We start from the raw sequence: 11,996 nt of genomic DNA on the forward strand, positions 1-11,996 counted from the left end.
GGCCCGGCCGCGCCCCGCCCAGCTGACCCGATGTCCGCGCGCGATAGTCGGCCGCGACCCGCGCCCCGGCCTGCAGGAAGGGTCGCATCTTGCGGGACGCCCCGCCGGCCACATAGGCCGCGCGCCGTCCATGGCTTTCGGTCAACAGGTCCACCACGGCGCCGGTGTCCCCATGGGCGCGCGCCGACAGGACAAAGGCCTCTTCATGAAAATCCATCAGTGCGCGGGATCCGCGTCAGGCCGGGCCTCGACCGGAGACTGAACCAGAGCCACCACGGCCTTCGCCTTGTCGTTCGGAATGGGCATGCTCAACACATACTGCTCGATCTTCCAGCCGTCCTCGGTTCGGCGCAGCACGCCGGAACCGCGCGTCAGCCCATAGGCGTCGTTGTCCAGCAGTTCGTCAAACCAGACGATGCAGCGACAGTCGCCGGGCGCCAGGGTCGTGACCCGGTCGTGGGGCCGATAGGTCCACCCCTGCCCCCGCGAGAAATAGGGCGCCGCATAGGCCTTGAACTGAGCCAGCGACCACCGCTCGGTCGCGTCGGTGCCGATGAAGCGGGCGTCGGGCGTGAACAGGCCGAAATAGGCGTCGGCGTCAGCATGCGAAGCCGCCGCATGCATCTGATCCACCACAGCCTCGGCCGCGACCACGGGGTCCTCCGTAGATTGCAGGGGGACGGACATCAGAGCCAGGGCGGCGAGAGCGGCGATCATGGGTTCGTTCTACTCCTGTTCTCGACTTTCGAAAACAGGCTAGCCGCCGGAGCCGGCCCTCTGAATATTTGACGAGGATCATGGACGAAGCGGGCAAGCTCGACCAAGGTCTAATGGACCGTCGAGACCGCGACGCCCAAGTCCAGCCCCGCCTTGCAGGCCCTCCCCGGCCGTAACCTTGAAGAGCTCCATGTCGCGTATCCGCAGCCAATCCCTGCGCTCCAAGCTGATGTCCGCCCAGGACGCCGCCGCCCTGATTCCCGCCGGCTCGACCGTGGGCATGAGCGGCTTCACCGGCTCGGGCTACCCCAAGGCGGTGCCCTCGGCTCTCGCGGCGCGGATCGAGGCCGCCCACGCGGCCGGCGACGCCTTCCGGCTGAACCTCTGGACCGGCGCCTCCACCGGGCCGGAACTGGACGGGGCCCTGGCCAAGGCCGACGGGATCGAACGCCGCCTTCCCTACAACTCCGACCCCATCGCGCGTGAGAAGATCAACTCGGGCCAGATGGACTATCTGGACATGCACCTTAGCCAGCTGGCCCCCATGGTCTGGCAGGGCGTGCTGGGGCCGCTGGACACCGCCGTGGTCGAGGTCTCGGCCATCAACGCCGACGGCAGCTTGGTGCCCTCCTCCTCCATCGGCAACAACAAGACCTGGCTGGACCGGGCCGAGCGGGTGATCCTCGAGGTCAACGCCTGGCAGAATCCGGCGCTGGAGGGGATGCACGACATCTATTACGGCACCGCCCTGCCGCCCAATCGTGTGCCCATCCCCCTGACCCGGCCCGACCAGCTGATCGGCCAGCCGACCCTCCGCTGTGATCCGGCCAAGATCGTCGCCATCGTCGAGACCGAGGCCCCGGACCGCAACCTGCCCTTCGCCGCGCCGGACGCCACCGCCCGCGCCATCGCCGGCCACCTGATCGAGTTCCTGAAGCACGAGGTCAGGGTCGGCCGCCTGCCCTCCGCCCTACTGCCGCTGCAATCGGGCGTCGGCAACGTCGCCAACGCCGTGCTGGCGGGCCTGATGGACAGTCCGTTCGAGCGGATGGCCGCCTATACGGAGGTGATCCAGGACGGGATGCTGGACCTGCTGGACGCCGGCAAGTTGACGGTCGCCTCCGCCACCGCCTTCTCCCTCAGCCCGGAGGCGGCGGCGGACATGAACAGTCGCATGGAGCAGTTCCGCGGCAAGATCATCCTGCGCCCGCAGGAAATCTCCAACCACCCCGAGCTGATCCGCCGCCTGGGCTGTATCGCCATGAACGGCCTGATCGAGGCCGACATCTACGGCAACGTCAACTCGACCCAGGTCATGGGCTCGCGCATCCAGAACGGCATCGGCGGCTCGGGCGACTTCTCGCGCAACGCCTTCATCTCGTGTTTCGTGACGCCCTCGACGGCCAAGGGCGGCGCCATCTCAGCCATCGTGCCCATGGCCAGCCACGTCGACCACATCACCCAGGACGTCCAGGTCATCGTCACCGAACAGGGCCTTGCCGATCTGCGCGGCCTGTCGCCGAAACAGCGGGCCAAGCTGATCATCGCCCACTGCGCCCACCCCAAATACCGCGATGCGCTGAACGACTATTACGACCGTGCGCTGAAGGGCTCCTACGGCCTTCAGTCGCCGCATCTGCTGAACGAAGCCCTGTCCTGGCACCAGCGCTACATCGAAACGGGGTCGATGCTGCCGACCTGACGGGCGGTCAGCGGGCCAGGGTCGTGGGGAAGTCCCGGCCCAGGGCCTCGGCCATGGCCTGCTGGCTGATCAGGAAGACCTGGTCGCGGAGGTGATAATTGTTCGACAGCACGATCACCGTCACATCGGCCTCGGGCTGATAGAGCATCAGGTTGCGGAACCCGCCCCAGCTGCCGGTGTGATAGATTTGGCGATCCTGGAAACTGGGCCGGACCTGATCGCCCAGCCGGTTCGAGAAGATCCCGTATCCCCAGTCGCGGCGCGGCCTGCCCCGCTCCTTGGGCGTGTCCGCCGGCGCATGGTCGGCCAGCATCTGCTGATAGCTGAACGGCTTCAGCAGCGCCCCCCTGTGCAGCGCCCTTTGCCAGACCAGCAGATCGTCCAGGGTCGAATAGACCGCCCCCGCCCCCGCCACGATGGAGGTGTTGGCGTTCGGCTGGGCCGCCAGTCCGGCCGGGAAGTTGGCGTAGCCCATGATCACCCCATGGTCGCCGCCGTCCAGGTCCAGCCCGCTGTCCTTCATCCCCAGTGGGCCGAAGAAGGTCTCCCGCATATAGGCGTCATAGGGCCGGCCGCTGGCCTTCTCGACGATGGCCGCCGCCAGGTTGAAGCCCGCATTGTCGTATCGGACCTTGGTTCCCGGCGCGAACTGCAGGCCGAACCGCTTCGAATCCTCGGTCAATTCGGCCAGGGTCGCCGGCGTGGTCCGACGCATGCCCCAGCCCGGCCGCGCCATCAGGTCCGGTATTCCGGAGGTGTGCGACAGCAGGTGGCTGATCCGCACCGGCTCCCACGCCTTCGGGCACGGCTGGATCCATTTGCACACGGGGTCGGAGATGCGCAGCCTTCCCTCGTCCTGAAGACGCAGGATGGCCGTGGCGGTGAACTGTTTGGAGATCGAGGCCAGGCGAAACCGGGAATCCAGCTTCAGCGGCCGATCCTGCTCATAGTTCGCCTCGCCATAGACCTGACGGAACAGCACCCGGTCGCCCTTGGCCACCAGCACCGCGCCCATGAAACGCCCGGCGGCGGCCTCACGGTCCAGCCGTGCGGCCAGTTGCGGCAAGTCCTCGACCACCACCAGGGGCGGTCGCGGCGGCGTGTCGGGACGTATGGAAGCCAGAACGGCATCGCTGGCGGGTTTGACGGCCGTGGAGAAGCCGGCCCAGACCGCGCCGCCGAGGATCAGCGCCCCAAGGACGCCCAGAACGAGCCGGGGATGGCCCCCAGGGGTACGCGGCACTTCAAACACGGGAACTCAGACGTCGAAATCCAGACCGAACTGGGCGTAGAGCGCCCGTGAATCCTGCCATTTGGGATCAACCTTGACGGTCAGGAACAGGTGGACCTGCCGGCCGAGGATCTCGTTCAGCTCCTCGCGCGCCTTCTGGCCGATCCATTTCAGGGTCTGGCCGCCCTTGCCCAGGACGATGGGCCGCTGGCTCTCGCGCTCGACATAGATGGTCTGTTCGATCCGGGCCGAGCCGTCGGCGCGGTCCTCGAAACTGGTGGTCTCGACCGCCGCCGAATAGGGGAGTTCCTCGTGGACGCGCAGATAGACCTTCTCGCGCGTGATCTCGGCCGCCAGAACCCGCACCGGCACGTCCGCCGCCTGATCCTCGGGATACAGCCACGGCCCCTTGGGCATCGACCGCGCCAGACGCTGTTTCAGGTCTTCGACCCCGTCGCCGTTGGCGGCGGAGATCATATAGACCTCCTCATAGACGCCGCTCTCGAACAGTTTCTGCGACAGGGCCAGCAGGGTGTCGCGACGCATGCCGTCGATCTTGTTCAGCGCCAGAATGACCTTGGTCCCGGTGGACTGAAGATTGGCGATGATGGTCTCGGTGTCCTCGGCCGAGCGGCGGTCCGCCGCCGTGCCTTCGCGGCCCTCGGCGTTGATGTGCGACTGGGCGTCGATCAGATGGACCACCACGTCCGCGTCCTGCGCTCCGCCCCAGGCCGAGGCGACCATGGCCCGGTCCAGACGGCGGCGCGGGGTGAAGATGCCGGGGGTGTCCACCAGAACGATCTGGGCGTCGCCTTCCATGGCGATGCCGCGCACCGGGAACCGTGTCGTCTGCACCTTCTGGGTGACGATGGAGACCTTGGATCCGGTCAGCCGGTTGACCAGCGTGGACTTGCCGGCGTTCGGCGCGCCGATGATGGCGGCGAAGCCCGCGCGCTGGTTTTCGATATCGGTCAAATGACGCCTTCACGTTTGAGGAGAGCCGTTGCGGCCGCCTTCTCCGCCTCCTGACGCGAACGCCCCTGTGCGGTCAAGGGCTCCACGCCCTCGACGGACACCTCGATGGTGAATGTCGGCGCATGATCCGAACCCGTCCGATCCGCGACGCGATAGGTCGGAAGCGGTCGGCCCTTGGCCTGGGCCCACTCCTGCAGCGCCGACTTGGGGTTGGTCACGGTCCGCGACGGCGGGGCGGAAAACTCTTCCGCCCAGGCCTTGTCGAAGAAGGCTCGCGCCGCTTCCAGCCCGCCGTCCAGATAGACGGCCGCCAGGATGGCCTCGACCGCGTCGGCGATGACCCCGGCCTTGCGACGTCCCCCCGTCTTGGTCTCGCCCGGCGACAGACGCAAGGCGGCGCCGACGCCCAGGGCCTCGCCCACGCGCGCGCAGGCGGTCTTGTCGACCAGGGCGTGCAGGCTGGACGAGAGCTGGCCCTCGTTTGCGGTGGGATAGTCCCGCGACAGCTTCTCGGCCACCAGCAGGCCCAGCACCCGGTCGCCCAGAAACTCCAGCCGCTCGTTGTCGCGGGGGCCATGCACGCCAACCGGCGCGCCCTCGCCCACGCTGGCGTGGGTCAGGGCGCGTTCCAGCAAGGCCGCATCCCTAAAGGCATGACCAATGCGTGTCTGAAGCGCCGCGACCGCCTCGGCCCGTAAATTGGCCATCAGTGCAGGACGTTGAAGAACCGGTCGAGCCGCACGTTGAACCAGCTGACGGGGTTCCACAGCGACGATCCGGGCTTCCACGAGAACAGGATGATCTGCGCCTTGCCGACCAGGTTCTCGGCCGGGACCATGCCCACGCCGCTGGACTGTTCGACACGGCTGTCGATCGAGTTGTCGCGGTTGTCGCCCATCATGAAGTAGTGGCCGACCGGCACCTCATAGACCGGGGTGTCGTCCAGGTCGTTGCCGGGGCCGAAGTCCTGGGTCATGAAGCTCTTGCCTTCCGGCAGGGTCTCGCGGACCTCGGCGATCGGGTGCGCGCCGAAGATGTCGTCGATCTCACCCTGGCTGACGACGACGTCCTGAACCGGCTTGTCGTTGATATACAGCTTGTTGGCGATCATCTGGATGCGGTCGCCCGGCAGGCCGATCACCCGCTTGATGAAGTCGGTCTTGTCGTCACGCGGCAGCTTGAACACCACGATATCGCCGCGCTTGGGCGCCGAACCCATGATGCGGCCGTCGAACAGCGGCGGGCTGAACGGGATCGAGTGTTTCGAATAGCCGTAGGACCATTTCGACACGACGATATAGTCGCCCTCGTACAGGTTCGGCTCCATCGAGGCCGACGGGATGGTGAAGGGCTGGAACAGGAAAATCCGCAGCACCATGGCGATCAGCAGGGCGAAGAAGATCGTCTTGACGATCTCGACCGTTTCGTCGCCGGCGCTCTGTTCGCCCTTGGCCTTCTTGGCGGACTTGCGCGCATAGACCGGAGTCGTCGGCTCGTCCTCGAACGGCGCATCCCCCTTGTCGCTCCAGACCGGGCGCTTTCCGGCGGCGGGATCCTTCACCGCCTCCACAGGCGCATCGGCCTCGGACGCGGCGAAGACTTCCTCCGGCGTGGCGTCGGTCGCGTTGGTCTGGGCAGCATCGGCGTCGTGCGGCTTCTGGTCTTCGCTCATGCGATCAAGCATCCCCTTGCCGCGTCTGCGCGGTCGTCTCGTGACGGGTATATCGCGATTACGACAGCGGCAAGGCTTCGATCACCACGAAGGCGAGTGCATAGGGGTGTTCATCGCTGAGGGTCAGGTGAATCCTCGCCTCATGACCCGCCGGCGTCAGTCGCGCCAGATGGTCGGCGGCGTGGCCCGTCAGGGCCAGGGTCGGCTGGCCGGAGCGCAGATTCACCACCCCCATGTCGCGCCAGTAGACATCGGCTCTCATCCCGGTGCCCAGGGCCTTGGCGCAGGCCTCCTTGGCGGCGAACCGCTTGGCGTAACTCCAGGCGGGATCAGGCTTGCGGTCCGATCGCGTCCGCTCCAGATCGGTGAAACAGCGCTGTTTGAATCGCTCGCCGAACCGATCCAGCGATGTCTGGATGCGGCGAATATCCGACAGGTCCGCGCCGACGCCGATGATCACAGGGCAGCGTCCATCGCCGCCCGCATGCGGCGGATGGCGGAATCCAGGCCGACGAAGATGGATTCGCCGATCAGGAAATGGCCGATATTCAACTCACGCACTTCGGGGATCGCCAGCATGCGGGGCGCCGTGTCGTAGTCCAGCCCATGGCCGGCATGGACCTCAAGCCCCAGGATGTCGGCCTGGGCTGCTGCGGCGGCGATCCGTTCGAACTCGACCTCCCGCTCGCCGGGATCGGTCAGCAGGCAGTAGCGGCCCGTGTGGAACTCCACCACCTGGGCGCCGACGGCGGCGGCGGCCTCGACCTGGTCTTCCGACGGTTCGATGAACAGGGACACCCGGATGCCCGCCTCGGCCAGGGCCTGGGCCAGCGGCGCGATCCGCGCCTCGTGCCCCGCCACGGCCAGACCGCCCTCGGTCGTGACCTCCTCGCGCCGTTCGGGCACCAGACAGGCGGCGTGGGGCCGATGGCGCAGGGCGATGGCCAGCATCTCCGCCGTCACCGCCATCTCGAAATTCAGGGGCTTGCCCGCCCGGGCGCACAGGGCGCTCAGAACATCGATGTCGGCGTCGGTGATATGGCGACGGTCCTCGCGCAGATGGGCGGTGATTCCGTCCGCGCCGGCGGCCAGCGCCGCCTCGGCGGCACGGGCCGGATCGGGATGCGTCCCGCCCCGCGCGTTCCGCACGGTGGCGACATGATCGATGTTGACGCCCAGCCTGACCCGTTCGCGCATCTCAGCTCCTCGCCAAACCGAACATCACTTCGAAAGTCTGCGGCTGCCCGGATCTTCGATCGGCAGAGCCGCCAATTCCAGCGGCAAGGCGTCGGCCGGATAGGCCGGCACTTCCAGCGAGGCCAGGGCGATCAGGGGCACGCCCACATCCGCCTTGCCCCCAGACCGATCGACGATACAGGCGGCCGCAACCACTTCGCCTCCCGCAGCCTGGATGGCGGCGATGCATTCGCGCGACGACAGGCCCGTGGTGACGATGTCCTCGACCATCACCACCTTCTGCCCCGGCTCGACCGAGAAGCCGCGCCGCAGCTTGAACTGCCCGCCTTCCCGCTCGACATACATCGACGGCACGCCCAGGTGACGCGCGGTCTCATATCCCGGAATAATCCCGCCGACCGCCGGCGAAATGGCGACATCCACCGGCCCCACCGTCGCGACGATCTTGTCCGCCAGGGCCTTGCACAGGCGTTCGCAGCGGTCGGTCTGCATGAAGACCAGGTTCTTCTGCAGGAAGACCGGGCTGTGCAGGCCGGACGACAGGACGAAATGGCCTTCGCGCAGGGCGCCGGCGTCACGGAATTCGTTGAGGACGTCTTGGGTGTTCATGGCGCGGTCTTAGCGCCTCGGCCCCTCGAGTCAAAGGCTCAGCCTCGACCGCGATCCACGTTATCGACGGACGGATTGGCCCGCAGCGCCGCCATGAGCATGGTCGCGTGTTTGGCGTCCTCGACCTCGACGTCGATGGTCACATCGAAGAAGTCCTGCTGGCGGTAGGCCATGGACAGGTTGATGATATTGCCGCCCGCCTCGCCAATCAGGGTCGTCACCTGGCCCAACACGCCCGGCGCGTTGCGAATGGTCGCATTCAGACGAACCGCCGCAACGGCGTCTGTCTCGGCCTGGGGCGTCCATTGCAGGTCGTGCCAGACCGAGTCGTCATCGGCGAAGGCCGCCAGGGACTGGCAGTCGATCGTATGGACCGTCAGGCCGATCTCCGGCTCCAGGATGCCGACGATCCGATCACCCGGCACCGGGGTGCAGCACTGACCGAAATGGACGCTGACGCCCGGCGTCAGTCCGCCGCCGCGCACGAACAGACGGGCGGTGTCGCTTTCGATCCGTTGCTTCTCTGGTCCGGCCTTCAGCCGCCCCTTCATGGCGGGGAACAGGGTCTCCGCCACCGTCGTCGGCGACAGTCGGCCGCGACCCAGGCTTTCGAACACATCATCGTCGCCGGCGACCGCCAGGGTCTCCAGAATCGGCTTCAGCGACACCTCGGCCAGGGTCTTGTCTATTCGGGCCAGGGTCTGCTGCAGGGCGATCCGGCCCAGTTTGACGAACTCCTCGCGTTCCGAAGTCCGGATGTGGCGGCGGATGGCCGAACGGGCCCGGCCCGTGACCGTCAGGCTGCGCCAGTCGGCGGGCACTTCGCGTTTGGCCCCGCGGATGATCTCGATCACGTCGCCGTTCTGAAGCGGCGTCCGCATCGGCTTCAGTTCGCCGTTGACCTTGACCCCCACGGCCGTGTCCCCGACCTCGGTGTGGACCGCATAGGCGAAGTCCAGCGGCATGCCGCCGCGCGGCAGGGTCACCAGCCGCCCCTTGGGCGTGAAGACGAACACCTGGTCCAGGTACATTTCGAGCTTGGCGTGCTCGACCCAATCTTCGCCGCCCTCGCCGTGCTCGATCACCTGAACGAGATGGCGCAGGTTCTGCAGCGGATCGCGTCCGCCGCCCTTGGCCATGGCCTCGTGGTCGAATCCATAGGACTGGTTCTTGTAGCGCCAATGGGCCGCCACGCCGTCTTCCGCCACGCGATCCATCGCCTCTGTGCGGATCTGCATCTCGATCCGGAGGCCGCGCGGCCCGACCACAGTGGTGTGAAGCGAGCGATAGTTGTTCGACTTGGGCGTCGAGATGAAATCCTTGAACCGCTCAGGCACCATCGGCCATTCGCGATGGATGACGCCCAGGGCGCGATAGCAGTCGTCCTCGGCTTCCACGATCACGCGGAAACCATAGATGTCGGACAGGGACGAGAAACCGACCGACTTGCGCTGCAGCTTGCGCCAAATCGAATAGGGGGTCTTTTGCCGCCCGAACACATGGGCGCCCACGCCCGCCTCGGACAGAACCCGCTCGACCTCGCCGGACACGCCTTCGATGGCGCGGCCATGCTCCAGCTTCAGCGCCTCCAGCCGCCGTTCGATGGCCGTCTTCGCCGTCGGATTCAGATAGGTGAAGGCCAGTTCTTCCAACTCGGACGCAATCGAGTGGATGCCGATCGACCGTCCCAGCGGGGCATAGACTTCCAGCGTCTCGCGGCTGATCCGTTCGCGCTTCTCCGGCTTGACGTACTGGAGGGTGCGCATGTTGTGCAGACGGTCCGCCAGCTTGACCAGCAGCACCCGGACGTCCCGGCTGATGGCCAGGATGAATTTCCGCAGGTTCTCCGCCTGGCGGGTGTGCTCCGCCTGGAGCTCCAGCCGGCTCAGCTTGGTCACGCCTTCGACCAGGACCGCGACCTCTTCGCCGAACATCTGGGCGATGTCGTCACGCGTCGCCGAGGTGTCCTCGACCACATCGTGCAGCAGGGCTGTGACGATGGTGGCTGTGTCGAGCTTGTAGTCGGTCAGTATGCCCGCGACCTGGATCGGGTGGGCGAAATAGGGATCGCCCGAGGCCCGCATCTGCGAGCCGTGCATCTTCATCGCATAGACATAGGCGCGGTTCAGCAGCGCTTCGTCGGCGGTAGGGTCATAGGCCTTGACGGCCTCGATCAGCTCGAACTGACGAAGAACCGGCGCACGCTTGATGGCGGGGGCCGGTTCTGCAGTCGTTGAAACAGGTTCGTTTTTGTTTGCAGTTTGGGGCGCCGGCGGAACCGTCTCGGTCCGCGCCGGCAGGATAGTGACGCCAGGGGCTCCCTCGGGCGTCAGTACCGCTCCTCCTGACCGCCGTCGCGGTCGCTTTGCAGCGCGCGGATCAGCTCGGCCTCGGCCATGTTCATGTGTTGCGGTTCGGCCAGCAGGGCGACGGTTTCCGCCTCGTCCTCGGCTTCGGTGCGCTCATCGACGCGTTGCAGCGTGGTGATGATGGTCTCGCGCAGTTCATCCGGCACGACGGTGTCGTCGGCGATCTCGCGCAGGGCGACGACCGGGTTCTTGTCGTTGTCGCGGTCGATCGTCAGGGCGGCGCCGTTGGCGATGCTGCGGGCGCGGTGGCCGGCCATCAGCACCAGACCAAAGCGGTTCGGTACCTTTTCGATGCAGTCTTCGACGGTGACGCGGGCCATGAAATTCCTCGAACGCGGGGGAGAACCGCGTGAAATACAGATAGGGACTGACTTTTGCAACGCCAGAGCGGCGAAAGTGCGGCCTCAGACCGGATGGGCGTCGCGCCCCACCGTCGCCGAAGCCGCCAGGGCCTGGGCGACCCCGCCGTGGGGATGGACCCAGTCCGGCGCGATCTCCGCAATCGGCCCCATCACGAAGCGGCGCTCGGCCGCGCGGGGGTGCGGCAGGATCAGCCCGTCCAGGTCCCCGCTCAGTCGACCATAGGCGATCAGGTCCAGATCCAGCGTGCGCGGGGCGTTGCGGACCGACCGCTGACGGCCGAAGACATCCTCGATCCGCCCTAGGGCCGCCATCAGCGCGTGGGGATCGTGGCGCGTGGCGACAATGACCACCCCGTTCAGGAACGGCGGGTCCTGCGGATCGGGCCAGGCCATGGACGACCACCAGGACGACCGCGCCACCACATCAATCCCCTCGCTGCGAAAACGCGCCAAGGCGGCTTCCAGCGCCTCGCGGCAGGAGGCCCAGACCCCCTTGTCATTGCAGCCCAGCGCCACGATGACTGCAGCGTCCAGATCGGGCGCGCCGTCGATTCCCACATCGACCGCAGCGTCCGGCCGGGCGCCATTTTCTTCATTTCTTTTGACGGCCTCGACCATGTTTCATTCCACCGACCGCCTGGCGATCTTCATCGACGGTTCGAACCTGTATTCCGCCGCCCGCGCCTTGCAGCACGATATGGACTTCAAGCGGATGCTGGACTGGTTCCGCGAGAAATCCATCCTGACGCGCGCCTATTATTACACGGCGGTGGTCGAGGGCGAAGAGTTCTCGCCGGTGAAGCCTCTGGTGGACTGGCTGGACTACAACGGCTTTTCGGTCGTGACCAAGCCGGTGAAGCGCTTCACCGACGGCCAGGGCCACAGCCGGATCAAGGGAAATATGGATATCGAGATCGCGGTGGACATGCTGGAACTGGCCCCCCGCCTGGATCACGCCGTGCTGTTTTCCGGCGACGGGGACTTTCGGCGACTGGTGCAGGCGGTGCAGGCGCTAGGCGTGCGCGTCACTGTCGTCTCGACCCAGAAGACCCAGCCGCCGCATATCGCCGACGAACTGCGTCGCCAGGCCGACGCCTTCCTTGATCTGAACGACCTGATGGCCGAGTTCTGTCGTCCCAAGACGGGCGCCGGTCAATGAGCC

At 66.6% G+C, this 11,996-nt stretch carries 14 protein-coding genes; 2 read left to right on the forward strand and 12 right to left on the reverse strand.

The window, feature by feature from the left end:
• Together ER13_RS12465 and ER13_RS12470 are read right to left on the reverse strand one after the other, a co-directional pair.
• A partial coding sequence (locus ER13_RS12465) for a recombination protein O N-terminal domain-containing protein (RefSeq protein WP_035309692.1) occupies positions 1-217 on the reverse strand: 217 nt, incomplete at its 3' end.
• Complete coding sequence (locus ER13_RS12470) at positions 217-717, reverse strand: nuclear transport factor 2 family protein (RefSeq protein WP_035309694.1); 501 nt, start codon at positions 715-717, stop codon at positions 217-219. The genes ER13_RS12465 and ER13_RS12470, both read right to left, overlap by 1 nt.
• Before the next feature lie 190 nt (positions 718-907).
• On the opposite strand from ER13_RS12470, the gene ER13_RS12475 reads away from it, so the two are divergent.
• Entirely contained in the window at positions 908-2,419 is a 1,512-nt protein-coding gene (locus ER13_RS12475) for an acetyl-CoA hydrolase/transferase family protein (RefSeq protein WP_035309696.1), read from the forward strand.
• A gap of 7 nt (positions 2,420-2,426) precedes the next feature.
• Here ER13_RS12475 and ER13_RS12480 read toward each other — a convergent pair whose 3' ends face one another.
• From ER13_RS12480 to folK, 10 genes are all read right to left on the reverse strand, one after another.
• Positions 2,427-3,662 (reverse strand): serine hydrolase, encoded by a 1,236-nt coding sequence (locus ER13_RS12480; RefSeq protein ID WP_231492544.1) that lies wholly within the window; start codon positions 3,660-3,662, stop codon positions 2,427-2,429.
• Between the two features lie 15 nt (positions 3,663-3,677).
• The gene (era, locus tag ER13_RS12485; RefSeq protein ID WP_035309700.1) at positions 3,678-4,625 is read right to left on the reverse strand and encodes a GTPase Era; all 948 of its coding nucleotides are present in this window, start codon (positions 4,623-4,625) and stop codon (positions 3,678-3,680) included.
• A complete protein-coding gene (gene rnc / locus ER13_RS12490) occupies positions 4,622-5,332 on the reverse strand; it encodes a ribonuclease III (protein ID WP_008260468.1) in 711 nt (236 codons plus the stop codon). The genes era and rnc overlap by 4 nt, the downstream gene beginning before the upstream one ends.
• Positions 5,332-6,297, reverse strand: a complete 966-nt coding sequence (gene lepB, locus ER13_RS12495; RefSeq protein WP_231492545.1) for a signal peptidase I — start codon at positions 6,295-6,297, stop codon at positions 5,332-5,334. The genes rnc and lepB overlap by 1 nt, the downstream gene beginning before the upstream one ends.
• A 58-nt stretch (positions 6,298-6,355) precedes the next feature.
• Positions 6,356-6,757, reverse strand: coding sequence for a holo-ACP synthase (acpS, locus tag ER13_RS12500; RefSeq protein ID WP_035309702.1), 402 nt, complete (start codon positions 6,755-6,757; stop codon positions 6,356-6,358).
• Positions 6,754-7,494: a pyridoxine 5'-phosphate synthase gene (locus ER13_RS12505; RefSeq protein ID WP_035309704.1), complete on the reverse strand. Its 741-nt coding sequence runs from the start codon at positions 7,492-7,494 to the stop codon at positions 6,754-6,756. The genes acpS and ER13_RS12505 overlap by 4 nt, the downstream gene beginning before the upstream one ends.
• 24 nt (positions 7,495-7,518) lie before the next feature.
• The gene (gene pyrE, locus ER13_RS12510; RefSeq protein ID WP_035309706.1) at positions 7,519-8,103 is read right to left on the reverse strand and encodes an orotate phosphoribosyltransferase; all 585 of its coding nucleotides are present in this window, start codon (positions 8,101-8,103) and stop codon (positions 7,519-7,521) included.
• Positions 8,104-8,141: 38 nt separating this feature from the next.
• Entirely contained in the window at positions 8,142-10,313 is a 2,172-nt protein-coding gene (locus ER13_RS12515) for a bifunctional (p)ppGpp synthetase/guanosine-3',5'-bis(diphosphate) 3'-pyrophosphohydrolase (RefSeq protein ID WP_155988154.1), read from the reverse strand.
• 119 nt (positions 10,314-10,432) lie between these two features.
• Complete coding sequence (rpoZ, locus tag ER13_RS12520; protein ID WP_008259724.1) at positions 10,433-10,792, reverse strand: DNA-directed RNA polymerase subunit omega; 360 nt, start codon at positions 10,790-10,792, stop codon at positions 10,433-10,435.
• A gap of 84 nt (positions 10,793-10,876) precedes the next feature.
• Complete coding sequence (folK, locus tag ER13_RS12525; protein ID WP_008263120.1) at positions 10,877-11,452, reverse strand: 2-amino-4-hydroxy-6-hydroxymethyldihydropteridine diphosphokinase; 576 nt, start codon at positions 11,450-11,452, stop codon at positions 10,877-10,879.
• Here folK and ER13_RS12530 point away from each other — a divergent pair.
• On the forward strand, positions 11,451-11,993 hold the full coding sequence (locus tag ER13_RS12530; protein WP_008260254.1) for an NYN domain-containing protein: 543 nt from the start codon (positions 11,451-11,453) through the stop codon (positions 11,991-11,993). The genes folK and ER13_RS12530 overlap by 2 nt on opposite strands.
• The last annotated feature ends 3 nt before the right edge of the window (positions 11,994-11,996 follow it).

The organism is Brevundimonas sp. EAKA (assembly GCF_000698025.1).
Lineage (GTDB): Bacteria > Pseudomonadota > Alphaproteobacteria > Caulobacterales > Caulobacteraceae > Brevundimonas > Brevundimonas mediterranea_A.

Excerpts from the sequence above, each read along its gene's own strand:
- rnc (WP_008260468.1), bottom strand. The coding sequence starts at position 5,332 with ATGGCCAATTTACGGGCCGAGGCGGTCGCGGCGCTTCAGACACGCATT.
- ER13_RS12530 (WP_008260254.1), top strand. The coding sequence starts at position 11,451 with ATGTTTCATTCCACCGACCGCCTGGCGATCTTCATCGACGGTTCGAAC.
- ER13_RS12470 (WP_035309694.1), bottom strand. The coding sequence starts at position 717 with ATGATCGCCGCTCTCGCCGCCCTGGCTCTGATGTCCGTCCCCCTGCAA.
- ER13_RS12475 (WP_035309696.1), top strand. The coding sequence starts at position 908 with ATGTCGCGTATCCGCAGCCAATCCCTGCGCTCCAAGCTGATGTCCGCC.
- rpoZ (WP_008259724.1), bottom strand. The coding sequence starts at position 10,792 with ATGGCCCGCGTCACCGTCGAAGACTGCATCGAAAAGGTACCGAACCGC.
- lepB (WP_231492545.1), bottom strand. The coding sequence starts at position 6,297 with ATGAGCGAAGACCAGAAGCCGCACGACGCCGATGCTGCCCAGACCAAC.
- ER13_RS12505 (WP_035309704.1), bottom strand. The coding sequence starts at position 7,494 with ATGCGCGAACGGGTCAGGCTGGGCGTCAACATCGATCATGTCGCCACC.
- pyrE (WP_035309706.1), bottom strand. The coding sequence starts at position 8,103 with ATGAACACCCAAGACGTCCTCAACGAATTCCGTGACGCCGGCGCCCTG.
- folK (WP_008263120.1), bottom strand. The coding sequence starts at position 11,452 with ATGGTCGAGGCCGTCAAAAGAAATGAAGAAAATGGCGCCCGGCCGGAC.